Consider the following 24,663-nt stretch of genomic DNA (forward strand, 5'->3'; position numbering starts at 1 on the left):
TAATTAAAATCCTACTATTGTAGCAAAAATCATGCGTTTAATGGAATTAAAAACTCCCTTTAGCTTGTCAATCTTTAAGATTAGCCCCATGATAGAGCAAGTAATAACTAAGGGCTTTCAAAGATTCTAATTGCTGGTAAAACTTGGAAGCTTCTATTTTGTCGTTTTGTTTATCCTCTGGCTCTTTAGGGTTTTCATTCAAATACCTTAACCCCAAACTCGGGTTATAAAAGTAATCTTTAGTAGCGATCGCTTCATAGCCTAGCGCGTAATTGGGGTGGCTTGGGGGGTTTGTTGTGTTGTTAGAAAATAAAGGCTTTCCAAAACTCACGAATTGAAAGCCTTTAGGAGCGATTAATTCAATAATCGTAGGGGCGATGTCTAAATGCGATCCGACTTGACTGATTTTTTCAGGCTTTAAAGTAGGGGTGAACAAAATAAGCGGCACGGATTTAATCGTATATAAATCGTTTTTAGCGTATTCATAGCTCCTGTCAAAATGATCCCCTGTGATGATAAAAAGCGAGTTAGGGAATTTTTGGCTGGCTTTGTGGATGAAATTAACTACCACTTTGTCATACCAGTAAATATGCCCTAAAGAATTAGCGTCCGGTAGATTTTCTGCTTTGGGGGTTTTTTCCACAAATTGTTGGATTTTTTCTAAAGGCACGCCAAAGGCTTTGAGATTCACATTTTTGATCGCGTGATTGCTTAAAGTCATGACCATGCTGAAAGTTTTTTCATTGGGGTTGGTGTTTTCTAAAATATAGTCAAATAAAATATTATCATGCACTCCCCAGTTGCTCTCTATGGGCTTAGGGTAGGGCTTGTTTTTAACAAATTCTAAGAGGTGATTGTTAAAATAAAGGGCGTGGAAACCTTGTTTTTTGGTGAAACTAGTTAGTTTGTTCCAAATCCCGCTACCCCCATAATAAAAGTTGTTTTTATAACCCAGAGTTTTTGTGATATTGCCAATCGCCATAGGAAAGCTAGAGAGAATCACTCCTGAATTGACTAAATTGTTATCATTAATATAAGGCAAGCCTGTGATTTGGACATCCAGGCTTTTAACGGTTCGTGGGGCGCTTTCAATAAAAGCAGAAAGCATATAGACATGCTCTTTTTTAACCAAATCTTGTAAAGCGCTCGTTAGCCCTATGGCGTCAAATTTTGGATCAAAATGCCATGAACTCAAAGACTCTGAAACGATATAAAAAACATGTTGGATGGTTTGATTGGAATTGTTGTGGCTTGTCTGAGTTAGCAACTCATAGAGGTTGTTTGAGAGGTTTTCTTTGAGATGGAAATATTTTTTCGCCACTTCTAAAGGCGTTTCTTTAGCAAAATCGCTGAATTTAAGGTTATGGCTTTGTCTGTAATTGCGTGCCAAAAGATAAAGGTTGCGAAACGCCCCGGGGGTGATTTTCATTAAAAAAGGATCTTTGGCTGGCTCTATGCTGAGGTCTAAAGACGCGCCAACAAAGCTCAATTGCGCGTTAATGTAAAACATTTGCGTGAGAGAAAAAAGCGCAAATAAAATGAAAGTTTTAAGGGGTTTGGTGGCTTGATAAACATTGGGTTTAAAAAGGGCGTTTTGGAGTTTGAAATAGATAAAAGAGATTAAAACGCTAAGGATCACAAAGAGTGAAAAACTAGAAAAAATAGGGTATTCTCCGCTCATTTTTAAAATCGTGAGCGTGTCTTCATGCAAAAATTCCAATAAATTTTCATCAAACACATTCCCATAAATGCCATAATAAACAATGTTCGCAATGTTTAAAAACAAGATAATAGCGATAGAAAAATACGCCGTAATATTAAGCATTTTGGTTTGGTGTTTAGGGGCAAATAACCCTAATAACCCGATGATGATAAAAAGAATCGCTAAGCTTGAGACCACACGATTATCGTATCTTGCCCCATTGAATAGGGTTTTGATGATCTCATCAAAAATAGGGTTTTTTAAAGCATGCTTATAATAGCCGGTATAAAGGATAAAGCCGATACGATTAAACACAAACAACAAGCTCATAAAAAAGGTGAAATAAAAACCTTTTAAAAAAAGCGAAAAAAGGGCATGGGATAGGGATTTCATAAGCATTAATACAACCTTTTTTTAACAAGAGATAAAGTCTTAAAAAAGACAAAAAGAAGCAAGGGGAAATCCAATAAAGAATCTAAGATTTGAAAATTAGAACGCACCAAAAGCGAACTGGATAACGCCACTAAAGCGATCATGCCCAATAAGGGGCTGCTCAAAAACAGACTGCTACAAAAAAGCGCACTAAAAATAAGAGAAGCCATGAAATGATGATAAATTGAAAAAGGCAAAAACCCTAAAACATCTATCAAAAGCAACAGATTGAAAAATAGCATCACACTATAAGATTGCAAGGTTTCTAAAGGGGGCTTTTGGAGGAGGCGGCAAGAAAAGAGCGCATACGCAAGGATCAAAAGACAGCTAAAGGGGCTTAAGGGGGCCATAAAACTGCTTAAAAATTCATTGAGCGATAGAGAGTCCTTAAAAGCGATATTGCTTAAGATCACGCTTATAAAAGAGAGCGAAAATCTCAAGCCCAATGGCTTATTTTTGAAAAAAAAGAAAATTAAAAAAACCCATGCAAAACTCAGCGTGTAAGAAGAAGATATAGACATGATCAATTACTTGAGAAGGGAATTTAAATAAGCCATATTGAAACGGATGTGTTTGATATGAGAGCGGTTGTAAGTATAGACAATATCTATAAAATGGGGATTAAGACTATAGCTTGGGTAACTCACTTCATTCGCTTTGTCTAAAACTTTTAAGGTTTTAAACGAGTTGGAGTTTTCTAATTTAGAAAGCCAAAGTTCTTTACGACGCAAAGATAAATCGCTAGGGTTGTGGATCAAATACAATTCTTCGTTTAAATTGATCAAATTCAAAGCGTCATTCAAGTTTTTCAAATTCGTGAGCATGGGTTTTTGCCAAGCGGTAGGGGTTTTACAGGTTTCTAGCATGAGACTATCTTTAAAAGAATGGTTTCTAAACGCCATGACAGCGCAGTCTTTAAAAGGGGTTAGGCTTGGTTGGAGCTGGTGGTTTAGGGTATTAGGCCTTAAAAGCTCTCTTGGGTTATTTTGTTGGTCAAATTTCAATAATAGGGGGTATTGGGTGGCTAATTCGTGATAGAGCGGTAGCATAAACCCGCCATCAGTGGTGTTTAAAGGCTTATTTTTTATCAAATGGCTTAAGTTTAAAAAAGGGCTTAAAGAGAGTTTTCGCGCAAACTTAAAATGAATCGGCTCTAAAGCGCTTTCAAATTGATAGATTTTAGAAGTGGCCCACCCGCCCATGCTCACCCCTACCACAAACAACAAGATTTTATTATCATGCAAAAAAAGCAAGGGGTTACCCAGTTTTTTGATGTATTCATGCGAATAATGAGAAAGCTCTTCTTTGGTTAAAATAATGAAGGCTTCGCTCCAGCGATTAGTCTTGCTGTCAAAAAGATTCGCGCTGATTTTCACATCCCTTGCCCCTTCTTTAGTGCCGCTAAAATAAGCGATCAAAAGATTGTCGTTAGGCAAGCTGATTAAAGAGCTCGCATGTGCGCTTAAAGCGTCATTTGGTTTAGGGATAGTGAGTTGCGTGAAATAGGGGGGGGTTTGAGTAACAAGGGTTTGATTGCGTGCGAAAGCATAGGGGGGGGTTTGGCGCTTCATTATAATTAAAAACAAAACGATAAAAAGCCCCACGAAAAAGGCGGGGTTTTTTAGGCGATTTCTTGAAGGTTCCAAGATAGCGTTTCGCCCCCTCTTAAAATAGCGATTTTTTCATTCAAGCAAAGCGTGTGCGTAGGGACTATAAAGGGTTTTTTAGACAGATGCGCTTTTTTACTGGGTAAATTGTCTAGCGCGTAGATTTTTTTAGCGTTATCGCTGATAAAGGCTTGCAAGTTTTCTAAAGCGTTGTGTTTTTCAAAAAGTTCGCACAACGCAGGCAACAAAATAGGGGCAGAAAAGATGCCTGCCGGGATGTTAGCGCTATGCTTTTTAGAAATGAAATGCGGGGCGCTATCCGATCCAAAAGAGATTTTAGGGTGGGCTTTTAAAGCAAGGGATAAGAGCCTTTCTTGGTCTTTTTTGGTTTTGATTAAGGGTTTGCAAAAACAATGCGGGTCCAAACTCCCCCCTAATAAGTCATCTAAAGTCATGCTGATATGGTGTAAAGTCAAAGTCGCATAGAGGTTGTCATGCTTTTCAATCAAAGCGATACTGCGCCAATCGCTCAAATGCTCTATAATGATTTTGAGTTTAGGGAATGAAAGGGCGAAAGTTTCTAAAACGCTATGGCATAAAAATTCTTTATCCAAACAAAACCCAGCCTGTTCTGCATGGACGCATAAAATAAAGCCTAATTTTTGGGCGTTTTCTAAGATTTCTAAGGTCTTTTCACCCAACAAATCTGAAGTGCCGTTTTGCGCGTTTGTGGTCATGCCTTTGGGGTAGAGTTTTAAAAATTTAATGCCTTTGTTTTTAGCTCGTTGCAATTCTTCTAAAGTCAAACCATCATTAAAATACAAACTCATTAAAGGCTTGAAGTTTGAAGAATGGTTTAAAATTTCTTCTTCATATTCTAGGGTGGTTGGAGTGTCAATCAAGGGCTTACTGAGGTTTGGCATGATCACTGCGGCGCTAAAAGGCTCGCTAGAGTATCTTAATACCGCTTTTAAAAGCGCGTTTTCTCGCACATGCAAATGGGCGTCTATGGGGTCAAAAAGCGTGATTTCCATGCTGTTAATTACCTCCCAAGTAATAACGCACTCTAATACGAATGAGGGTTTTGGTTTTGGGGCGTGGGTAATCTTTATAAGCGATCTGAATGGTTTTTAAAGTGTTGTCATCAAGCATTTTGTATTCAGAGCCAATGATGATTTTAAGATCGGTAATATCGCCGTTAGGGTGCAAGTAAAACTCTACCGCATTCGTCCCGTCCTGCCCTAAATAAGCCGCTACTTGAGGGTATTCTAAATACTTTTGCGTGATGCGCCCAATATCCCTTAAATTATTCCTGATGAAATCTTTTTCGGCTGTGCCTAAATCCCCAAATTCTTCGCCATACAATTCATCAATATCCCTTCTAGTCTGGTTATCCAAGCCTTTATTGTTTTCCTGTCTGGGTGGCGCAACTTCTTTAGGCAAGAAAGAAAGCTGGTTGGGGTCAAATTCTTTTTTAACAGGTTTTTTCTCTTCTATTTTTTTCTGTTCTACTTTTTGTTCCACTACTTTTTTCTCTTCTTTTTTCTCCTCTACTACTTTTTTCTCTTCCACTTTTTCCACTTTTTTGAGCGCCTTATGTTTGTGGTTGGGCTTTTTGGGTTCTGGTTTGGGCTTTGGTTTAGGCTCAGGCTTTGGCTTTTCTATGGGTTTTGGCGGGGTTGGCGGAGTTGGGGGTGTGGGTGGGGTGGGGGGTGTTGGGGGTTTTTGGGGGCCAGCTAGCGTGGGTTTAGGAGCGCCTGGGTTGTTTTTATTGGGATCTTGCGAATGGCCTCTTTTTAAAACCAATAAGTTTTCAGGATTTAATTTAACGAGCTTGGGTTTTGAAGGAAAAAAATCTTCTCTGTGTTCAAATAAAAAATAAATCAACCAGTGCAACAATACAGACAGAATGAGAGAAAAGAAAAAATTCCTGTTAGAATGATCCACAGGATCAAAATTTTTCCCTAACTTAGCAGGTTGTAGTTTAGAATTTTCCGGCATATAAATTTCCTAATTTTGAATTCTTTATCTTATTTTCAGCTTTTTTAATCAGTTCTTCCTTAGATGTTTTTGGGCTTATTTTGTCTAAAAGCAGGCCGTATTTGTCGCTTAGTAAGACCAAGTAACGCTCCTTATTGGTTTCTATTGAGATGATTTTATGGTTCGCATCAACACGACCCAAAACACTAATTTCTAACTTAAAATCTTTTGTAGAAAAAGACCCTTGTGTAGGAACAATTTTTTTTTTGATTACATACAATATTAAGAGTAAGGCAGCAATAACCGCTAACCCCTTGTAAGCATGGCTTAAATCCAGTGGGGGTTTTAACTCTAGAGCGTTTGAGGGGTTTTTGGCTCGCTCTTTTTCATCTTGGCTTGCGAGATTGGCATGCTGAGATTTTTCTTTCAGGCTAGGCGGTGGGGCTAAATGAAAACCTTTAGGTAAAAAAAGAAAGCGGAGTTGCTTTTTATCCTTGCTGTTTGAAGCTTGGATTTCTAATCCCGCTTTAGCTTTTTTAGACAAGAGGTAGATGTCATTTTGGTAGGAAAACATTTCTAATGCATTCAAAGAGGCTTCTTTAAAATCCATCGTTTTTTTAGAATCCAATTGAGCGTTTTTTAAAACGATCACTTTTTGCCCTTCAACCTCCATGATTTTAGGCGTTTTGTTAAAAGGCGTTTCAAAAGTGAGCGTGGTTTGCACGGCTTTTATGGGTGGTGTTGCTAGAGCGTTTGAATCAGGTTGGACTTCTTTTAACGCATTTTGCCAATGAACCAGTTTAATGGGGGCGTCATCATTTAAAGGTATTTTTTCTTCAGCCAGTAACATCAAAGTAGTGATCAACAATAAAAACAACGCTCTCATGAATTTTTAGCGAGATAATACACAATGGCGTTAGAATCAAGGATTTCATTCAAACGAATGGCTAAATTCCTTTCAAAAACCATCACCTCACCCTTACCAATAACCCGCCCGTTCACAAAAGTATCCACGCTCTCTCCGGCGGGTTTTTGCAAATCAATCACAGAGCCTTTTTCAAAACGCAAGATTTGCAATAAAGGGATTTGCGTAGAACCAAGTTCCGCGCTAAAAACAATCTCCATGTCCAAAAGGTTTTTATAATCACAGATGAGTTCTTCTAAATAAGTGGAAAGCTCTAGTTCTCTTTCTTTATTCGCTTTCTCTTTTTCTTTTTCGGCTATTTTTAACTTATTAGCTTCTGTTTCTGGCATAAAACTCTACTCTTTCAAGAATGATTTGACTTTGATTATAAAATCTTAATTTTACTATAAATTTTATAACAAATAAAGCCACTACGCCTTAAAGCTAGCTTTAGAAACGCAAAATTCTTTTAAAAAACACGCATCGCATAAGGGGTTTTTAGCCTTGCAAGTATAACGGCCAAACAAGATTAAGGCATGGTGGAGTTTGGATAGGTTGTCTTTAAAAAGCTCGCTCAATTCCTTTTCGGTTTTAATGGGCGTGTTAGCGTTGCTTAACCCTAAGCGGTGCGTCGTGCGGAACACATGGGTATCTACCGCCATATAATTTGCGTCAAAACACACTGAAAGCACCACATTAGCGGTTTTTTGCCCCACGCCATCTAAACTCATCAGTTCTTTTTGCGTAGAGGGGATAACGCCCTTAAAATCCCTAACCACTTTTTGCGCCATATTGATTAAATGCTTGCTTTTATTGTTGGAATACGAAACGGATTGGATGATCTCTTTAACCTCTTCTAAAGAAGCTAAGGCTAAATCGTTCACGCTGGGGTATTTTTCAAACAGCTTGGGCGTTATTTGATTCACTCTAGCGTCCGTGCATTGAGCGCTTAAAATGGTAGCCACTAATAATTCGTAGGGGTTTTTATGGCACAATTCGGTGGTTTGGTTGGGGTAATGTTTTAAGAGCAGCTCTTTGATTTGTTGGGCTTTTTTAGCGCGTTTCAAGCTCATTCTTGCAGCTTTCTTTGATGATAAGGTATTGCGCTTCATGGGCTCTTAAAGCCACTTGAATGCGGTTGATTTTAATTGAAAGCGTGGCCTTTTTCATAGAAGAATGCAAAAGGGTGCATTGAACCCCTTCATGGATACCAAAAGAGAGGAAGCGTTTTTTAAGGGCTTCATCGCAGTTAGCGATTTCTACAATTTCATAAGTTTTGTCTTTAATGGCTTCATTGAGCGTCATTTTAATTTCCTTTTTGAATCAATGTTTTTTTTGACTTCATCCACGATGATGTCAATAGGCGTGAAGATACGGCGCAAGATTTTAAAAGGCGCTTGGATAATATCTGACGCTAAAGTTACTTGGGTTTTAGGTTTATCCAGCGTGCCTTTGACATTCACGTTAGTGGTGATTTTACCTTCTTTTCCTAAAACGAGATAGCCCACGATAGGGATTTTATTTAAGACATTACTCAAAGCCTTGATAGTGGAAACTTCTAAATTCAAATCTAATTTGTTTTTGTCCAATTCAATGATCCCATTGCCAGCAATATCAAGCGTTTTGCCGACAAGATCAATTTTTTCTAACCCTAAATATTCTTTAGTGATCCCAAAAACAACGGAGCCGGTTTTGATCTGATAGCCATTAGCCCCTAAATGAGGGTTCCTAAAGACAATGAGGGAGGGAATGGTGTTGATGAGATTGATCATGTTTTGCATGAGGGCGAAATTCTTTAAGCTTGTGTTTTGGAATTTCAATTCGCCATTGAAAACCTGATCTTCAAGAGCCCCAATAAGCGTGAATAAGCCCCCTTCTACGAAATCTTTTTGGAGGATGGTGTTGATATAATCTCCGCTAAAATTATGAGCCTTAAGATACAAAGCCCCATGCACTAAATCCGCCATGATCATGGCGTTTTTATAATTGCCATCAATTTTCACCCTATCGTCTTGAGCGACAATGTCAAGATTTTCTAAAGGAAAAGGCATTTTTTTATAGATCAGCACGACATCTTTAGCATGGATTCGTGTAGAGATAGGGATAATTTTGTGGGCTTTTTCATAGCGTTGTTTGGCGCTAATGAAAATATCTTCATCTTGGATTTCTTTAGAGCTAGGCTTTTCTTTTCGTTCTTTTGAGAACAATTCCGCAATAGCTGGCATTTTACTATCTAAGAAATCATCAACACTCAAATCAATGTTATTAAGGGTAATATCCTTTTGATCCCCCTTAACTTTTATGGATATGCTTTTGCTTGGAGTATAGACAGAAATTTCATCTTTATTGATAGAACCAAATAAAGAGAGGGAATCAAATTGCCTGCCGTTGCTATGATAAATGGGTAAAGTGATTTTCAAATCTTTAGCAAAAAAATCAATATTGATAAAATCGCTCGTAGAAACTTCTAAAGAGCCATCTTCTAAGGCGAAATACTTCATAATAGGGGAATAGGGCTTGATTTTTTTCAAATCTTTGATTCTAAAAACATAGGCGTTATCCTTAATTTCGCCCTCTAATAAGAGTTGTGGCACGCTCCATTGCATGTGGTTGGGGTTAGAAAAATCAAAATTCAAAGAAAGGTTTTTAAGAGTGTCTCCTGTAGCGTAGAAAACATCTTTAGTGAATTTATCTTCGCTTTGGGCTTTAATGGTGTCTATGATTTTTCTTCTAAACACCTCTGAGTTTTCGCCCTCTTGAATGATAGAATGCAAGCTTTTTAAATCTAAAGAAAATTTAGCAGGCTGTGGGTTATCTTGGGCGTTATTCAAGCCATAAGAACGCATGTTGATATTATTGTTAGTGTTGAATCGTATTTTATGGACTAAAGAATCCAAAGAAAGGATTTTTTTGTTTAAATCTAAAGCGATTTTAGCGTCTAAATCCAGCATGTTTTCATAGCGGGTGTGGGTAGTTTCTATGTAAATGTATTGGTATTCTTGGGTAATATCTAGGCTTATATTAGCGTTTTGCGTATAAAGGGGGATATTATAGAGCGAGAGAGTGCCTTCTTGCAAATTAACGCTACCTTGAACGCTAAATAAGGGGGCGGTGTTTTTTAAGAATTGTAAGGTGAGTTTCAAATCCGCGCTAGATGGCATGCTGATTTTATCCAAAGGTAAAACGACTTTATAAGCGCTCAATAAATCCTTAATGCTATCGCCATAATAATTAGGGGTCGTTTTTAAAAAAACCTCCAACTTGGGGGCTTCTAACAAATTGGAAAAAGTGGCGTAAGAGCCGGTTAATTCCATGGTTTCATAAGTGATTTTTTGGGGTTGTATGAGGAGTTGTTTGTTTTTGAAAACTAATTCGGTTTTATCCATTTTAATGGGCGATAAGCCATCATTAAAAACGACTGTAGGCTTAATCAAAGTGGCTTTAACTACAGAATTTTCCAAAAGCGATGGGATAAACTCGCTAGGAGTGAAATTAGCCTTGATTAAAGCGCTATCAATCTTAAAGCTGGCAAATTGGATCTTGTCAAAAATCCATGTTTTTAAATTTTTTTGCGATTGGCGTTGGAAAAGAGGTTTTAAAAACGCTAGGCTTTTCATTGGGGAAGTGTTAATTTTTAATTCTATAGTTTTTAAATCGGTTAGCCCTTGCAAATAAATTGCAGCACTGGGTTCAACTAAGGGCTTGACAATCAAATTGAACGCCATTTTCCTAGCTTTAGGTGAATAGTGGGCGTTGCCATCCACTTGGACTTTAATGTCTTTAAAGAGCAAATTGATGATTTTAAGCTTGATGTTCTTATCGTCTTCTAGAGAAAATTCCCCTTTGATTCCTGGAAATTCTAACTCGTATTTACTCCCATCAAAAAAGATATTGGCTTTATTTTTATCGTCTAAAATGATTTCCTTGACTTTAAGTTTTTCAAAATAAGACACCGCCCAAATGCCATAACGGATATTTTTAATCAAATCAGAAACTTCTAAACGCCTTTTAGTGGGTTTTTGATGGAAGAAAGAAGAGAGATCAACCCGCTCAACTTCTAAAGAAAGCTTGTTATTAAGTTTTAAGTATAATTCAGAAATGCCAAGCTTTCCAATTTTTAAATTTTGTATATGAATGCCGTTTGAAAGGGTTTTGTGAATGACGACTAAAAGAGTGAATACTGCCACAAACAAGATAATGACATTAAACACTTTCTTGGATACATGTTTTCTTTTCTTCATCAGTATTCTTTTTTACCTAAGTATACCAATTTATCCTAACAAAGTGGTGGTTGTCCCGCAAGGTTCGCTCAAAAAAGTGTTTTTTTCTTTGAAAGAGCAAGGCGTGGATATTAACGCTTTGGATTTGCTTTTGTTGCGCCTAATGGGCATGCCTAAAAAAGGCTATATTGACATGGGCGATGGGGCTTTAAGGAAGGGGGATTTTTTAGTCCGTTTGATCAAAGCAAAAGCGGCACAAAAAAGCGTTACTTTAATCCCTGGAGAAACCCGCTATTTTTTCACGCAAATTTTGAGCGAAACTTACCAGTTAGGAGTTGGCGATCTCAATGAAGCTTATGAAAGCATCGCTCCACGATTGAATGGTGCTGTGATAGAAGATGGGGTGATATGGCCAGACACTTACCATTTGCCTTTAGGGGAGGACGCTTTTAAAATCATGCAAGCTTTGATCGGTCAATCTCTCAAAAAACACGAAGCTTTAAGCAAACAATGGCTTGGATACTACCATAAAGAAGAATGGTTTGAAAAAATCATTCTCGCTTCTATTGTGCAAAAAGAAGCCGCTAATATTGAAGAAATGCCCCTAATTGCGAGCGTGATTTTTAACCGCTTGAAAAAAGGCATGCCTTTGCAAATGGATGGGGCTTTGAATTACCAGGAATTTTCACACGCTAAAGTGACCAAAGAGCGCATTAAAACCGATAACACCCCCTACAATACTTATAAATTTAAGGGCTTGCCTAAAAATCCTGTGGGGAGCGTGAGCCTAGAAGCGATTAGGTCGGTGGTATTCCCTAAAAAGACTAACTTTTTGTATTTTGTGAAAATGCCGGATAAAAAACATGCTTTCAGCGCGACTTATAAGGAGCATTTAAAAAATATCAATCTTTCTAATAATCATTTTTATGATTAGGGTTAATGGGGCGTTTTTTCTTTTAAATTGGTTAAAAAGTGTTTAGTATTTTCTCATTTCAATTTTAAGTTCTTACTATTAAAGCATTTTAGATTTTATTAAAAAAGGCTTGCTACAATTTTAGGCAAATTTTGATTGCTAGGGCTTAAAATACAGCTTTTAGCACAAAGGAGAATGAATGGCTAAAATGAGCGCTCCAGATGGGGTTGCCGTTTGGGTGAATGAAGACAGGTGTAAGGGTTGTGATATTTGCGTATCGGTATGCCCTGCTGGGGTTCTTGGCATGGGGATTGAAAAAGAAAGGGTGCTTGGAAAAGTGGCCAAAGTAGCCTATCCAGAGAGCTGTATTGGTTGCGTGCAATGCGAGTTGCACTGCCCGGATTTTGCGATTTACGTGGCTGACAGGAAGGATTTCAAATTCGCTAAAGTTTCTAAAGAAGCCCAAGAAAGAAGCGAAAAGGTTAAAGCCAATCACTACATGCTTTTAGAAGAGACTATTTTAGAAGGGAGAGGCAAATAATGCGTGAGATTATTTCTGATGGGAATGAATTAGTCGCTAAAGCGGCGATTGAAGTGGGGTGTCGGTTTTTTGGGGGCTATCCTATCACGCCAAGCTCGGATATTATGCATGCGATGAGCGTGGCTCTGCCCAAATGCGGCGGCCATTTTATCCAAATGGAAGATGAAATCAGCGGGATTAGCGTGTCTTTAGGAGCGAGCATGAGCGGGACGAAGTCTATGACAGCGAGTTCTGGTCCTGGTATTTCATTGAAAGTGGAGCAAATCGGTTATTCTTTCATGGCAGAAATCCCTTTAGTGATCGCTGATGTGATGCGTTCAGGCCCATCAACCGGGATGCCTACTCGTGTGGCTCAAGGTGATGTGAATTTCTTAAGACACCCCATACATGGGGATTTTAAAGCCGTCGCGCTCGCTCCTGCTAGTTTGGAAGAAGCTTACACAGAGACCGTTCGCGCGTTCAACTTGGCTGAAATGCTCATGACTCCTGTATTCTTGCTCATGGATGAAACCGTGGGGCATATGTATGGCAAGGTGCAAATCCCAGATTTAGAAGAAGTGCAAAAGATGACTATCAATCGTAAGGAATTTGTGGGCGATAAAAAAGACTACAAGCCTTATGGGGTCGCGCAAGATGAGCCGGCTGTCTTAAACCCTTTCTTTAAAGGCTATCGTTACCATGTTTCAGGCTTGCACCATGGGCCTATTGGCTTTCCTACTGAAGACGCTAAAATCGGTGGGGATTTGATTGACAGATTATTTAATAAGATTGAATCCAAGCAAGACATTATCAACGAAAATGAGGAAATGGATTTAGAGGGCGCTGAAATCGTTATTATCGCTTATGGTTCGGTTTCTCTAGCGGTTAAAGAAGCCTTGAAAGATTACAATAAAGAAAGCAAGCAAAAAGTCGGCTTTTTCAGGCCTAAAACCTTATGGCCAAGCCCGGCTAAACGCTTGAAAGAAATAGGGGATAAATACGAAAAAATCCTTGTGATTGAATTGAATAAAGGGCAGTATTTAGAAGAAATTGAAAGGGCTATGCAAAGAAAGGTGCATTTCTTGGGGCAAGCCAATGGGCGCACGATTTCGCCCAAACAAATCATCGCAAAATTGAAGGAGCTTTAAAATGGCGTTTGATTATGATGAATATTTGCGTGTGGATAAAATACCCACTTTGTGGTGTTGGGGCTGTGGCGATGGCGTGATTTTGAAATCCATTATCCGCACGATTGACGCATTAGGTTGGAAAATGGATGATGTGTGTTTGGTGAGTGGGATTGGTTGTAGCGGGCGCATGAGCTCGTATGTGAATTGCAACACCGTTCACACCACGCATGGTAGGGCTGTAGCGTATGCGACAGGGATTAAACTAGCTAACCCTAGTAAGCATGTGATCGTGGTTTCTGGCGATGGCGATGGCTTTGCGATTGGAGGCAATCACACCATGCACGCATGCAGAAGAAACATTGATTTGAATTTTATTTTAGTGAATAATTTCATTTATGGTTTGACCAACTCTCAAACTTCGCCCACCACGCCTAATGGCATGTGGACGGTTACGGCTCAATGGGGGAATATTGATAACCAATTTGACCCATGCACTTTAACCACCGCCGCCGGGGCGAGTTTTGTGGCTAGAGAGAGCGTTTTAGACCCTCAAAAATTAGAAAAAGTGCTTAAAGAAGGTTTTACGCACAAGGGCTTTAGCTTCTTTGATGTCCATAGTAATTGCCATATCAATTTAGGGCGTAAGAATAAGATGGGCGAAGCGTCTCAAATGCTAAAATGGATGGAAAGCCGATTGGTGAGCAAACGCCAATTTGAAGCCATGAGCCCTGAAGAAAGGGTGGATAAATTCCCTACCGGCGTTTTAAAGCATGACACGGACAGGAAAGAATATTGCGAAGCGTATCAAGAAATCATTGAAAAAGCACAAGGAAAACAATAATGGAAGCGCAATTACGATTTACAGGCGTTGGAGGGCAAGGCGTGTTGTTAGCGGGAGAGATTTTAGCTGAGGCTAAGATTGTGAGTGGGGGCTATGGCACTAAGACTTCCACCTACACTTCGCAAGTGCGTGGAGGGCCTACTAAAGTGGATATTTTGCTAGATAAAGATGAAATTATTTTCCCTTATGCTAAAGAGGGCGAGATTGATTTCATGCTTTCAGTCGCTCAAATCAGCTACAACCAGTTTAAAAGCGATATTAAAAAAGGCGGTATCGTTGTCATTGATCCCAATTTGGTAACCCCCACTAAAGAAGATGAAGAAAAGTATCAGCTTTATAAAATCCCTATCATTAGTATCGCTAAAGATGAAGTGGGTAACATTATCACGCAATCTGTGGTGGCGTTAGCCATTACCGTGGAACTGACTAAATGCGTGGAAGAAAATATCGTGCTAGACACCATGCTTAAAAAAGTCCCTGCAAAAGTCGCTGAAACGAACAAAAAAGCCTTTGAAATTGGCAAAAAACATGCTTTAGAAGCTTTGAAAAAATAAGGGGGTAACTCCTTATCTTATTTTTCTTTAGCTATAGCTTTTTCCCCTTTTTTTGTATTTTTGAAAAAAAAAAAAAAATGATATAATGCTCAAATTTTACAAAGGATTCTTGTATGCGCAAATTTTTGGATGGGGCAAAAAGTGAGGTTTTAAAATACGATGTGATTTCTTTTGATATTTTTGATACCCTTCTTTTAAGACCTTTCATTAAACCCACAGATTTATTCTTGTATATTGAGACTAAATATAATATTAAAGGTTTTCATCAAGCAAGAATCCTGGCAGAAATGCAATCTAGAAAATTAAGCAAAGAACAAGACATCACTCTAGATGAAATTTACCATCAAATCCCAAAAGAGTTTCGTTCATATAAGGGAGTAGAAATCGCCACTGAAAAAGAGATGCTTGTTCCAAACTTGGAGATGTTAGAACTCTATCGTTTCGCTAAAGAGAACAATAAAAGAATGATTATTGTATCAGATATGTATTTACCTTTAGAAGTCCTTGAAGATATTTTAATTTCTAAGGGTTTTGGTGGTTATACAAATTTCTATCTTAGTAACCATATAATGCTCACTAAACATTCAAAGGATTTGTTTAAGCATGTTTTAAAACAAGAAAATATTACTCACACGCAAATGTTGCATATCGGTGATAATTCTTGGGCAGATGACGCTATGCCTAAAAGTTTAGGCATAGCAACGCTATTTAGAAAAAGCGTGTTGAAACAATTAGAAGAAGTTTTTCCTAAATACAAAACATTTAATCCAACCAGTGTTGCGCAAAGCTTTATTTTAGGATCTTTATGCGTTTTTTATAAAAATTATATTCAAAAACATGAAAAATTTGATTATTGGTTTCTCTTGGGAGCGATGCAGGCAGGAATTGCAGCCGTTGCTTATTGCCAGTTTATCTATAAGGAGATTCACAAAAGAAATATTGATACTTTAGTGTTTGTTGCGCGAGATGGTTATTTATTGCAAAAAATTTTTAATATTTTATATCCAAATTCATATAAAACTACTTATGTCTATGCTCCCAGAATTTTAAAAAAAGCGGTATTTTTAGAAGTCGTAGAGAGCGAGAGTTTGGAAATTTTGCGTATTTTAGAAGGCAAAGAAGAAGTTAAAAAGAAACAAATCACCACCAACCAACAGGCGTATGTATATCTCTATAGCAATTTTGAACATTGCCGCCATTTAGCGTTAAAATGTTTGGATAATTACAGAAGATATTTGTATTCATCAAATTTAGAGGGAAATATCGCTATTGTAGATACGATTACTTTAGGCTATTCTTCGCAAGGGTTAATCCAAAAAGCTTTAAACAAAGAAGTTTTTGGATGCTATGTGGATCTCCTAAGAATTTTAAATTATGATTGCGTGAGTTTCTTACCTTTTTCACACCCTAAACCCGTTTATTTTCATAATTGGGATTTTATGGAGTTTTTGCTAACAAGCCCTGAATACCCTATTTTAAATGTAGAAAATGGCGTTCCAATCTATCAAAAAGACGTTTCATCTTGTGAAAAATACCGCTCTAAAGCTTATGAAAAAATAGTAGAAGGGGCTGTTGGATATGCTTCATATTTTAAAGAAAGTCAAATTTCTTTAGACATTCATGATGTGATAGAATGGGTAAATTTCTTCATTGACAATCCTAGTATTCAAGATCAAGAGCAATTCAAACAAATTTATTTTCTTCCAGACGCGACGCATAAAAACGCTCTGCCCTTGTTTTGTAACGATATTTCTTTGCTGTCTTGTATTTTAAAACCTTCACAAAGTTATAGCGTATTAAAAAGGAGTCTTAGGACAAACAAGCAAGAGAGATTGTTTAAAATATTGTCTCTAATTAAAAAAATCTATGGGAAGTTAAAAAATAAACCATAAAAATTGGCTCTGTTTCAATCAAATATTGGTAACTAGAGCTTTCTTTCTTAAACTCCCTTAAATAACTCTCTCTCAAAAGTTATCCACTAGATAATTTTTTTATTTATTAAATAGTTTGTTTTTGAGTATAATCCTACGAAAATTTTAAGGAACGGCATGGAGTTTTTAGGACTGATTTTAAGTCTGGCCGCTATTTTGATAGCGTTTAAAAAGCCTGAAAAAGAAAATTGGGCGTTTGGGATTTTGATTGTGGTGTGGTTGGTGGAGCTTATTATTTTTATAGCCCACAGCTCTAGCGTTTTGCCTAACATGAATCTATAAGGGGGATGCATGAATAAAGAAACCCGATTTTATAATCTTTTTTCTTTGGCAATTTTAGGGATTTTAATCTTTCCTGTGGGTTTGGCGAATTTTTATTTTGGCTATGTTTTGAAAGATTCGCCTTGTATTTTTTGCTGGGCGCAACGCATCAACATGATTTTAATAGGGGCGGTGGCGCTTTTGGTGGTGCGTTTTAGGTTTAAGCCTAAATACATTGCCTTGCTGCTACTCATGGCTAGTAGCGGGCTGTATGAGAGCTTTTATCATACCGGTAGCCATGCTTTAGAAGATGTGGGGCAGGGATTCGCACTCGCTATTTTGGGCTTGCACACGCAGTTTTGGGCGCTCTTTGTCTTTTTTAGCGTGGTGGCGCTTTTAGCGGTTTTGCTCTTTTTTGCCCCTAATGCCCAACCTTTTAAAGATCGTTTGTTAAACACGCTCCAAAAAAGCGCTTTTTATGTTTTCTTTATGGTGGTGGGTTCTAATGCAATACAGGCGTTTGTTTCTACCGGGCCTTTCCCTTACATAGGGCAAAGCGATCCGGTGCGGTTTTCGTGGAATTTGAAAGAATCGGTCTGGTCTATGGAGAATTGGGATCATTTGAAATTCCCAAGAAGCGTTTTGGGCAGAAGAGATGTGGGCGAGCCTTTGAAATTGAGCGCTTTGCCTAAAGACAATGATTATGAACACTCGCCTTTAAAAATCGCTAAAATTTTAAAGATTGGGAAAAAAGAAGAGCTTCCCTTAAAATTGAATGGAGCGATCACGGATTTGAGTTTCAATGAAGACAAGGCGATCCTTACCACAGAAAACCAAGGGCTTTATCTTGTAAGTAACGATTTGAAAACCATTCATAGCCATATGGTGTTGGATAGCTATTATAGCGCGACGGTGGGGGCGTTCGTGGGGGCGGATTTTAACGAAGATGAAAACATTGTGATCATGGGCAATAATAAAACAAGCGTAGAAATCACTCCTAACAAAAACGCCAACGCGCTTAAAAACTTCCCTTATTTTTTAGAAGGGGCCAACTCTTTTGACGAAGTGGAACGCAGCCGCTTAAAGACTTCTAGGGCGAAAAACTACTATGTTAGCGCCGCAAGAAGAGGGGCTAAATTCACTTATTTGATCACCGCTCCTAACAAACGCTATAAGGATTTGATGATTATCTCCATGCTCAATAGCGACAAACAGGTGCATGGGGAGTTCTTGCTTGAACTAGGTAATGCCAAACTTAAAGAAAAAAGGAAACTGGGCGAGTTAGTTATCAGCACGTTAGCTTTAAAGGATAATCAACTTTATGCGTTCAGTAAGGAATTTAACACGCTTTTAGTCATAGACCCCACAAAAGAAGAGATCCTTGAAGTTTATGGCTTGCCAAAAGAGATTAAAAATATCAGCGCTTGTGGGTTTAGGGATAATGAACTTATCCTTGTGAGCTATGAGAATCATAAAAATATTCTCTACACCCTTAATTTTTAAACTCTTTTAAAGCTACTTTTTTCTAATATATTAACGCATTAGAAGATGGTCGCTATTTTAGAATAGAGGAAAGTCCGGGCTACATTAGACAAAATTCCATCTAACGGATGGCTAGCGCAAGCTAAGGGAAAGTGCCACAGAAAGCAAACCGCCTTTTTAAGGTAAGGGTGAAAGGGTGGGGTAAGAGCCCACCAAAGCTAAAGCGATTTAGCTTGTTTGGGCAAACCCAATTTGTAGCAAGAAGTGCATGGTAAGTCTAAATTGATACACGCTTCGCTTGAGGAATATTGCAAAATATTTCCCAGATAAATGGCCATCCATTGACAGAACCCGGCTTATTCTAATGCTTGACTGCGTGTTGGTTTCTTTAACAAAGTTTTAATTATCTTATTTTTTTATTTTTTACCCAATTATTGCTTAAAACCTTAAAGATTTGTGTTACACTCTGTAAAATCAAAATCAAAGGGGATAGCGTGTTGGAAAAATCTTTTTTAAAAAGCAAGCAATTGTTTTTATGCGGATTGGGTGTTTTGATGTTGCAAGCTTGCACTTGCCCAAACACTTCACAAAGAAATTCTTTTTTACAAGATGTGCCTTATTGGATGTTGCAAAATCGCAGCCAGTATCTCACGCAAGGGGTGGATAGCTCGCACATTGTGGATGGTAAGACAACTGAAGAAATAGAAAAAATCGCTACCAAAAGAGCGACAATAAGAGTGGCGCAAAATATCGTGCATAAACTCAAAGAGGCTTACCTTTCCAAATCCAATCGCATCAAGCAAAAGATCACTAATGAGATGTTCATCCAAATGACAAAGCCCATTTTTGACAGCTTGATGAATGTGGATCGTTTAGGGATTTATATCAATCCTAACAATGAGGAAGTGTTTGCGTTAGTGCGTGCGCGTGGTTTTGATAAGGACGCTTTGAGCGAAGGGTTGCATAAAATGTCCTTAGACAATCAAGCGGTGAGTATCCTTGTGGCTAAAGTGGAAGAAATCTTTAAAGATTCTGTCAATTACGGAGACGTTAAAGTCCCTATAGCCATGTAGGCTTAGAACAACAAGCGTTCTTCGCTATCGTCTGTTTTTTGGGGGGTGGGGGTGATGGAATTAGGGGTTGAATAGTAGGGGATTTTATCTACGATTTCTTTACGCAATCCTTTGGGGACATCAAACTTTCTTTTTAAAGAAGGTTCAATCGCTAAGATGTTACGCATGAAATACGAATACACAGGCGCGCTCACAACGCCTCCTGTCGCTCCTTTACTAATAGGCGTGTTATCGTCTCTCCCAAACCAGATCACGCTTTGTAAGGTGGGGGTAAAGCCAATGAACCAAGCGTCAATATTGTTGTTAGAAGTCCCGGTTTTACCGGCGATTTCTAAACCTTTAATGCGAGCCAAACTCCCTGTGCCGTTTTCTACCGCATCCATCAGCGCTGAAAGGGTTAAAAAAGCTTGTTCTTTGGAAGTGATCTTTTTGGTTTCAATGGGAGTGAAAGTTTTGACTTCGTTTTGTTGGTTGGTGATGCTTTCAATGAGCATGGGTTTGAGCATGGTGCCGTAATTAGAAAATAGAGAATACTTTTCAGCCGCATCAATGGGTGAGATAGCAAAGCTCCCTAACACAATAGACAAATCTTTAGGGAGGTTTTTAAACCCCATATCGCTTAAAGATTGATAAATTTTTTCAAAGCCAAGCTGATCGCTTAAATTGATCGTGGCTAGATTTAACGAATGGCTCAAGGCTTCTTGCAAGGTTACAAGCCCTAAAAATTTGCGAGTATAATTGCTAGGGTGCCATGCGTGGTTTTGTGCGCTGTTTTTACTATAATTGCCATTTTCAAAATTCCGCGCGGTATCAGGGATTTTAGAAGTCGTGGAATAGCCATTATCAAAAGCGATTTGATACACAAAAGGCTTGATCGCGCTCCCAAATTGCCGTTTGGCTTGCGTGGCGCGATTGAAAGCGCTTTTTTTATAATCAATCCCCCCCGCTAAGGCTAAAATCTTACCGGTGCTAGTTTCTGTAACTATCATGCTTGCGTTCAAATTGTCTTCATCTTCATTAGAGGCGTTAGTTTTTGGCTTCTCTTTAGCGATTTTTTCTAAGATTTTTTGATGCCCAAAACGCAAAGACTCTAACGCTAAGCGTTGGTAATCCAAATCTATCGTGAGTTTTATGGTATAGCCTTGAGTTTTTAACCCGTCTAATTGATCCAATTGCTTCAACACTTCATCCACGACATAGGGGGCGATGTTTTGCGTGGAAGTTTGGTTATAAACGATTGGCACTTCATTGAGAGCGCCTTTAAGCTCGTTAGAAGAAATCCAGCCTAAAGAATACAACCGCCTTAAAATATCATTAGCCCTAGAGAGTGAAAATTCTAAATTTTTGGTAGGGTCATAAAAACTCGGAGCTCTGGGTAAGGCGACTAACATGGCGATTTCTTTAAGCGTGAGTTTGTCAAGGGGTTTTTTAAAATACCCTAAGCTTGCGGTTTTCACGCCATAATACCCATGCCCAAAAAAAGTTTGGTTCAAATAGCGCTCTAAAATTTCTTCTTTGCTTAAGACTTTTTCAATGCGTATGGAAATGATAGCTTCTTTGAGTTTTCTGGTTAGGGTTTTTTCTCGTGTGAGCACCATGTTTTTAACGAGTTGTTGGGTTAGGGTGCTACCCCCCTCGGTGTAACGACCGCTTTTAGCGTTTTTAATCATAGCGCGCATGATAGCGTCTAAATTGATCCCCCCATGCTCAAAAAAGAGGGTGTCTTCTACCGCTAGAAGGCTTTCAACAAATCGTGGGGGGATTTCTTCAAAACGCGCATAAAAACGAAATTCCTTATCATAAATATTAGCGATCAAACGCCCTTTTCGGTCTAAAATCTGTGAAGCGACGCCCGGGCGATAATCTTTGATTTTAGCAATATCCTTATCCGTAGTTACCCAAACTTGAGCGATAAGAATGGCCAATAACCCTATGATAATCAAAAATAAAACGATAAAACCATAAAAAATCTTTTTTAGCATTAACCACTCTTAAAAGAAGATTGTATTTTAGAATAATCTAAAAGGGTGTTTGCAAGCTCTTTAGTGTCTTCTAAGCTGTTTTTGAGGGACAAAGAGACTCGTAAAAGCGGTTTAGAAACCGTAGGAGGGCGGATAGCTCCCACTAAAAACCCTTTTTCTTTCAAAAAATGATGAGCGTTTAAAAGAGCGGGATTGTTTTCAAATTCTAGAGTAAAAAATCCTGCGAGCGTTCTAATACCTAAGGTTTCAAAAATAATCTGTTGGTGTTTGCTAAGCTCATTTTTTAATTCCTGTTTTTGCGCGATAAAGTATTCTAAATGGGCTAAAGTTAAAGCGGTGTCTAACAGGCTTAAAGCGGTAGTATAAATCACGCTTTTAGCGCGATTAGTTAAAAACTCTATGACTTGTAAAGGGGCTAAAACACACGCCCCATAGCTCGCAAGCGCTTTAGAAAAAGTGCTGAGCTTAATGATTTTGTCTTTTTCTTTGATGCGATAATATTCTAAAAAACCCAACAAATTCTCGCCGATAGTCCCAAAACTATGGGCTTCATCTACGATTAAAAAAGCGTTAGGGATTTCTTGAATTATTTCATAAAAATCATAAGGGGCGACGCTCGCATCCATAGAATAAACCCCCTCAATGGCTATGAATTTGAGCTTGTTTTTAGGAGCGTTAAAGAGTTTTTGTTTCAAATCTTTAATATCATTGTGCGAGAAAAAGATCACTTGATTAGGTTTAATCTTAGTGCTAAAAATCCCGCTCGCATGGTAGTGTGCGTCCATGAATAAGAGAGCGTTTTTGACTAAAAGGGTGTCTATTAAAGCCAGATTACCCAAAAAACCACTCCCCACTAAAAGAACGCTTTCAAATTCTAACAAATCCGCTAATTGATTTTCTAATTCTGCATGCAAAGGGTGGTAGCCATTGACTAGCATGGAAGCCTTGGGGGAGTGGCAATCAAAGGATTGGAGCTTATCAAAGGCGTTTTTAAGCAAATCTTTTTTAACGCTCAAACCCAAATAATCGTTAGAAGCGTAATCCCTTAATAAAGGGTCAAACAACTCTCTTCTGCGGTATCGTTTAACATGGTGTAAGGCTTCTAAGGATTTAGAAAACATCAAAACGCTTCATTGAATGAGATCATTCGCCTTTTTGAATTTTTTCAATGATTTTATTGAGTTCATCTTGTTTTTCATAAAACATCTTATCAATATTTTCTTTGACATGCTTAGCGCTATCTTCCATTAAATGCACTTTATGTTCTAGGTATTTTGAATCGGTAACGTGATCTTCTTGAACGGCTTTAACCAAATCATTAGCTTCAGCATGCACGCTCGCATGGTGGCTTTCTAAAGCTCTATAGCCTGAAGTGTTAGAAAAATTCTCTTTGCCTGCGCCCTCATAATACCATTTGCCTAAGCGGCAATTCTTATGGCTGGTAATGTCAAAGGAGTTGAGACCAAAGACCATGCCATAAAGATTGTTTTTAAAGACCACATGATCCAGTTTAGCTAGACCGCAAAACACCCGGTTATTGATATTGTAGATGGTGTATTTTGCGGCTTGCGCGACAATCATGTTATTTTTCACGGTGGATTTAAGCTCTTCCACATCGCCCTTAATAGAGCCTACAATAGAATTAATATCGTGGGTGTTGGTTTGAATATCGTTCGCTTCTTGTTGCATGCTTTTAACCACGACAGCGATTTCTTTAGTGGCTTTTTGGGTTTTTTCAGCGAGTTTTCTCACCTCATCAGCCACCACCGCAAACCCTCTCCCATGCTCGCCCGCTCGTGCGGCCTCAATAGCGGCGTTTAGGGCTAAGAGATTGGTTTGTTCTGCAATATCATCAATCAAAGAAATGACTTGAGTGATTTCATTGCTCCGTTGGTTTAGGGAGTCCGCTAACGAAGTGGCGTTTTGCATCTTTTCATAAAGCGATTCAATGTCTTGACCCGTTTTATTAACGGTTATTAATCCTTCATTAGAATGCTCTTCGCCATTTTTAGCCGCATTCAAGAGCAAGCCTGTTTCTTGATGGAAATACTGCATGCTTTCTTGCGCGTTCTCTAAGCCCTCTTTTAAGCTTGTGCAAAAAGCCTTAAACAAATCATTTTTATGGTATTCCCCCACACAACCTGTTTTTTTAGCCAATGAAAAATACTGCACGCCATCAATATTTTGGCTTTTCAAAGAATAAGAAACGCCTTGTAAATTAACGCTCTCTGCATTTTCTTTAAAATGAACGCTTTGCTCTTCTAGATTGCTTAAGCCTGCAAGATTCCCGCTTTTAAAAACGACTTTATTGTTTTTAATACCTACAAAACCCTCATGCAAGCACAAATTTAAAAGGCTTTGATAGAGATTGACTTCCTTTTTTAACTCCGCAATCTCAGAATCTTTTTGACTGATTTGAAGCTGTAACTGCTTATTCCCAAACATTATGGCCATTCCTTATTTAAATTTGAATCTTTTGAGATTATACCCAAAATTACCAAACATTTTAAGCGCTCGCTAGTATTGTTGCTTCAAATATAATTCAGAAAATAAGCCCTGTTTCTTTATAAGGGTTTCAAAGTTGCCCTGTTCTATTAGTTTGCCTTGATCTAACACGATAATTTCATCAGCTTGCTTGACACTATTCATGCGGTGTGTAATGATTAAAGCCATCTTAGATTGCGATTTTTTAAAAATAAAATCTAAAAACTCTTTTTCCATAATGGGATCGATGGCGCTGCTTGGCTCATCTAAAACAATGCAATTACTTGGTTTTAAAAAGGCTCTTATGGTAGCTATGCGTTGCTTTTGACCCAGAGAAAAATCTATCCCATTATACTGTGTTCCAAATAATGCGTTGCTATAATCATTAAGACAATTTTGAAAATTCTCATCAAAAGATTTTAGTATTTCTCTTTTTTGCTTTAATTGCTCTCTTGTGGGGTTGTTTTGCATGAAAAGATTATCATCAATGCTATACCCAGCATAAAGAGAAAAATCTTGAAATATGGCGCTCATTTGTTGGTGGTAGCTGTTTAGCTCTAAATCCTGTAACGAGTATTTGTTATTGATAATAATTTGACCTGAATTTGGGATATAAAACCCTAGCAATAATTTAATCAGCGTGGTTT

The 24,663-nt window shown here is 38.2% G+C and carries 23 protein-coding genes and 1 other RNA gene; 10 read left to right on the forward strand and 14 right to left on the reverse strand.

Going from position 1 to position 24,663, the window contains the following annotated elements; genetic code table 11:
• Positions 1-67: 67 nt before the first annotated feature.
• From H7O61_RS02145 to H7O61_RS02190, 10 genes are all read right to left on the reverse strand, one after another.
• Positions 68-2,095 (reverse strand): LTA synthase family protein, encoded by a 2,028-nt coding sequence (locus H7O61_RS02145; RefSeq protein ID WP_187875027.1) that lies wholly within the window; start codon positions 2,093-2,095, stop codon positions 68-70.
• 5 nt (positions 2,096-2,100) lie between these two features.
• Positions 2,101-2,655, reverse strand: a complete 555-nt coding sequence (locus H7O61_RS02150; protein WP_187875005.1) for a 3-deoxy-d-manno-octulosonic acid hydrolase subunit 1 — start codon at positions 2,653-2,655, stop codon at positions 2,101-2,103.
• 6 nt (positions 2,656-2,661) lie between these two features.
• Positions 2,662-3,780, reverse strand: a complete 1,119-nt coding sequence (locus H7O61_RS02155) for a 3-deoxy-d-manno-octulosonic acid hydrolase subunit 2 (protein WP_187875006.1) — start codon at positions 3,778-3,780, stop codon at positions 2,662-2,664.
• On the reverse strand, positions 3,756-4,775 hold the full coding sequence (pyrC, locus tag H7O61_RS02160; RefSeq protein ID WP_187875007.1) for a dihydroorotase: 1,020 nt from the start codon (positions 4,773-4,775) through the stop codon (positions 3,756-3,758). The genes H7O61_RS02155 and pyrC overlap by 25 nt, the downstream gene beginning before the upstream one ends.
• Before the next feature lie 4 nt (positions 4,776-4,779).
• A complete protein-coding gene (locus tag H7O61_RS02165; protein ID WP_001114770.1) occupies positions 4,780-5,742 on the reverse strand; it encodes an energy transducer TonB in 963 nt (320 codons plus the stop codon).
• Positions 5,726-6,607 (reverse strand): hypothetical protein, encoded by an 882-nt coding sequence (locus tag H7O61_RS02170; protein WP_187875008.1) that lies wholly within the window; start codon positions 6,605-6,607, stop codon positions 5,726-5,728. Before H7O61_RS02170 ends, H7O61_RS02165 begins: the two co-directional genes overlap by 17 nt.
• Positions 6,604-6,975: a flagellar motor switch protein FliN gene (gene fliN / locus H7O61_RS02175; protein ID WP_001115284.1), complete on the reverse strand. Its 372-nt coding sequence runs from the start codon at positions 6,973-6,975 to the stop codon at positions 6,604-6,606. Before fliN ends, H7O61_RS02170 begins: the two co-directional genes overlap by 4 nt.
• An 81-nt stretch (positions 6,976-7,056) precedes the next feature.
• Positions 7,057-7,698, reverse strand: coding sequence for an endonuclease III (nth, locus tag H7O61_RS02180; protein ID WP_079343092.1), 642 nt, complete (start codon positions 7,696-7,698; stop codon positions 7,057-7,059).
• Positions 7,679-7,930 (reverse strand): FeoA family protein, encoded by a 252-nt coding sequence (locus H7O61_RS02185; protein ID WP_079343091.1) that lies wholly within the window; start codon positions 7,928-7,930, stop codon positions 7,679-7,681. The genes nth and H7O61_RS02185 overlap by 20 nt, the downstream gene beginning before the upstream one ends.
• Positions 7,927-10,866, reverse strand: a complete 2,940-nt coding sequence (locus tag H7O61_RS02190) for a DUF3971 domain-containing protein (RefSeq protein ID WP_187875009.1) — start codon at positions 10,864-10,866, stop codon at positions 7,927-7,929. The genes H7O61_RS02185 and H7O61_RS02190 overlap by 4 nt, the downstream gene beginning before the upstream one ends.
• Between H7O61_RS02190 and mltG the strand changes: the two genes are divergently transcribed.
• The 10 genes from mltG (at position 10,784) to H7O61_RS02240 (ending at position 19,550) form a co-directional block, all read left to right on the forward strand.
• On the forward strand, positions 10,784-11,779 hold the full coding sequence (gene mltG / locus H7O61_RS02195) for an endolytic transglycosylase MltG (RefSeq protein ID WP_187875010.1): 996 nt from the start codon (positions 10,784-10,786) through the stop codon (positions 11,777-11,779). The two genes, H7O61_RS02190 and mltG, sit on opposite strands and share 83 nt — an antisense overlap.
• A gap of 178 nt (positions 11,780-11,957) precedes the next feature.
• Entirely contained in the window at positions 11,958-12,299 is a 342-nt protein-coding gene (locus H7O61_RS02200; RefSeq protein ID WP_001096893.1) for a 4Fe-4S dicluster domain-containing protein, read from the forward strand.
• The gene (locus H7O61_RS02205) at positions 12,299-13,426 is read left to right on the forward strand and encodes a 2-oxoglutarate synthase subunit alpha (protein WP_187875011.1); all 1,128 of its coding nucleotides are present in this window, start codon (positions 12,299-12,301) and stop codon (positions 13,424-13,426) included. The genes H7O61_RS02200 and H7O61_RS02205 overlap by 1 nt, the downstream gene beginning before the upstream one ends.
• Position 13,427: 1 nt before the next feature.
• Positions 13,428-14,249 (forward strand): 2-oxoglutarate ferredoxin oxidoreductase subunit beta, encoded by an 822-nt coding sequence (locus tag H7O61_RS02210; RefSeq protein WP_187875012.1) that lies wholly within the window; start codon positions 13,428-13,430, stop codon positions 14,247-14,249.
• Positions 14,249-14,803 (forward strand): 2-oxoacid:acceptor oxidoreductase family protein, encoded by a 555-nt coding sequence (locus H7O61_RS02215; RefSeq protein ID WP_000388018.1) that lies wholly within the window; start codon positions 14,249-14,251, stop codon positions 14,801-14,803. The genes H7O61_RS02210 and H7O61_RS02215 overlap by 1 nt, the downstream gene beginning before the upstream one ends.
• 113 nt (positions 14,804-14,916) lie before the next feature.
• Complete coding sequence (locus H7O61_RS02220) at positions 14,917-16,695, forward strand: HAD-IA family hydrolase (RefSeq protein WP_187875013.1); 1,779 nt, start codon at positions 14,917-14,919, stop codon at positions 16,693-16,695.
• 156 nt (positions 16,696-16,851) lie between these two features.
• A complete protein-coding gene (locus H7O61_RS02225; protein WP_000394803.1) occupies positions 16,852-17,016 on the forward strand; it encodes a hypothetical protein in 165 nt (54 codons plus the stop codon).
• Between the two features lie 9 nt (positions 17,017-17,025).
• On the forward strand, positions 17,026-18,498 hold the full coding sequence (locus tag H7O61_RS02230) for a disulfide bond formation protein B (protein ID WP_187875014.1): 1,473 nt from the start codon (positions 17,026-17,028) through the stop codon (positions 18,496-18,498).
• Between the two features lie 33 nt (positions 18,499-18,531).
• Positions 18,532-18,851, forward strand: an RNA gene (gene rnpB, locus H7O61_RS02235) — RNase P RNA component class A.
• Between the two features lie 120 nt (positions 18,852-18,971).
• Entirely contained in the window at positions 18,972-19,550 is a 579-nt protein-coding gene (locus H7O61_RS02240) for a tumor necrosis factor alpha-inducing protein (RefSeq protein ID WP_187875015.1), read from the forward strand.
• Between the two features lie 2 nt (positions 19,551-19,552).
• Here H7O61_RS02240 and pbp1a read toward each other — a convergent pair whose 3' ends face one another.
• The 4 genes from pbp1a to H7O61_RS02260 all read right to left on the reverse strand — a co-directional run bounded on the left by pbp1a (position 19,553) and on the right by H7O61_RS02260 (position 24,643).
• Positions 19,553-21,532, reverse strand: coding sequence for a penicillin-binding protein 1A (pbp1a, locus tag H7O61_RS02245; protein ID WP_187875016.1), 1,980 nt, complete (start codon positions 21,530-21,532; stop codon positions 19,553-19,555).
• The gene (locus H7O61_RS02250) at positions 21,532-22,653 is read right to left on the reverse strand and encodes an aminotransferase class I/II-fold pyridoxal phosphate-dependent enzyme (RefSeq protein WP_187875017.1); all 1,122 of its coding nucleotides are present in this window, start codon (positions 22,651-22,653) and stop codon (positions 21,532-21,534) included. The genes pbp1a and H7O61_RS02250 overlap by 1 nt, the downstream gene beginning before the upstream one ends.
• A gap of 22 nt (positions 22,654-22,675) precedes the next feature.
• Positions 22,676-23,977: a chemotaxis chemoreceptor TlpD gene (gene tlpD / locus H7O61_RS02255; protein WP_187875018.1), complete on the reverse strand. Its 1,302-nt coding sequence runs from the start codon at positions 23,975-23,977 to the stop codon at positions 22,676-22,678.
• 72 nt (positions 23,978-24,049) lie between these two features.
• Entirely contained in the window at positions 24,050-24,643 is a 594-nt protein-coding gene (locus H7O61_RS02260) for an ATP-binding cassette domain-containing protein (protein WP_232258573.1), read from the reverse strand.
• Positions 24,644-24,663: the final 20 nt, after the last annotated feature.

Source organism: Helicobacter pylori (assembly GCF_014496965.1).
Taxonomy (GTDB): Bacteria; Campylobacterota; Campylobacteria; order Campylobacterales; family Helicobacteraceae; genus Helicobacter; species Helicobacter pylori_CZ.

What these genes read in the sequence shown, in the direction of transcription:
- H7O61_RS02145 (WP_187875027.1), bottom strand. Translation starts at nt 2,095, where the DNA reads ATGAAATCCCTATCCCATGCCCTTTTTTCGCTTTTTTTAAAAGGTTTT.
- H7O61_RS02150 (WP_187875005.1), bottom strand. Translation starts at nt 2,655, where the DNA reads ATGTCTATATCTTCTTCTTACACGCTGAGTTTTGCATGGGTTTTTTTA.
- pyrC (WP_187875007.1), bottom strand. Translation starts at nt 4,775, where the DNA reads ATGGAAATCACGCTTTTTGACCCCATAGACGCCCATTTGCATGTGCGA.
- H7O61_RS02165 (WP_001114770.1), bottom strand. Translation starts at nt 5,742, where the DNA reads ATGCCGGAAAATTCTAAACTACAACCTGCTAAGTTAGGGAAAAATTTT.
- H7O61_RS02170 (WP_187875008.1), bottom strand. Translation starts at nt 6,607, where the DNA reads ATGAGAGCGTTGTTTTTATTGTTGATCACTACTTTGATGTTACTGGCT.
- fliN (WP_001115284.1), bottom strand. Translation starts at nt 6,975, where the DNA reads ATGCCAGAAACAGAAGCTAATAAGTTAAAAATAGCCGAAAAAGAAAAA.
- nth (WP_079343092.1), bottom strand. Translation starts at nt 7,698, where the DNA reads ATGAGCTTGAAACGCGCTAAAAAAGCCCAACAAATCAAAGAGCTGCTC.
- H7O61_RS02185 (WP_079343091.1), bottom strand. Translation starts at nt 7,930, where the DNA reads ATGACGCTCAATGAAGCCATTAAAGACAAAACTTATGAAATTGTAGAA.
- mltG (WP_187875010.1), top strand. Translation starts at nt 10,784, where the DNA reads ATGACGACTAAAAGAGTGAATACTGCCACAAACAAGATAATGACATTA.
- H7O61_RS02190 (WP_187875009.1), bottom strand. Translation starts at nt 10,866, where the DNA reads ATGAAGAAAAGAAAACATGTATCCAAGAAAGTGTTTAATGTCATTATC.
- H7O61_RS02200 (WP_001096893.1), top strand. Translation starts at nt 11,958, where the DNA reads ATGGCTAAAATGAGCGCTCCAGATGGGGTTGCCGTTTGGGTGAATGAA.
- H7O61_RS02205 (WP_187875011.1), top strand. Translation starts at nt 12,299, where the DNA reads ATGCGTGAGATTATTTCTGATGGGAATGAATTAGTCGCTAAAGCGGCG.
- H7O61_RS02210 (WP_187875012.1), top strand. Translation starts at nt 13,428, where the DNA reads ATGGCGTTTGATTATGATGAATATTTGCGTGTGGATAAAATACCCACT.
- H7O61_RS02215 (WP_000388018.1), top strand. Translation starts at nt 14,249, where the DNA reads ATGGAAGCGCAATTACGATTTACAGGCGTTGGAGGGCAAGGCGTGTTG.
- H7O61_RS02220 (WP_187875013.1), top strand. Translation starts at nt 14,917, where the DNA reads ATGCGCAAATTTTTGGATGGGGCAAAAAGTGAGGTTTTAAAATACGAT.
- H7O61_RS02225 (WP_000394803.1), top strand. Translation starts at nt 16,852, where the DNA reads ATGGAGTTTTTAGGACTGATTTTAAGTCTGGCCGCTATTTTGATAGCG.
- H7O61_RS02230 (WP_187875014.1), top strand. Translation starts at nt 17,026, where the DNA reads ATGAATAAAGAAACCCGATTTTATAATCTTTTTTCTTTGGCAATTTTA.
- pbp1a (WP_187875016.1), bottom strand. Translation starts at nt 21,532, where the DNA reads ATGCTAAAAAAGATTTTTTATGGTTTTATCGTTTTATTTTTGATTATC.
- H7O61_RS02250 (WP_187875017.1), bottom strand. Translation starts at nt 22,653, where the DNA reads ATGTTTTCTAAATCCTTAGAAGCCTTACACCATGTTAAACGATACCGC.
- tlpD (WP_187875018.1), bottom strand. Translation starts at nt 23,977, where the DNA reads ATGTTTGGGAATAAGCAGTTACAGCTTCAAATCAGTCAAAAAGATTCT.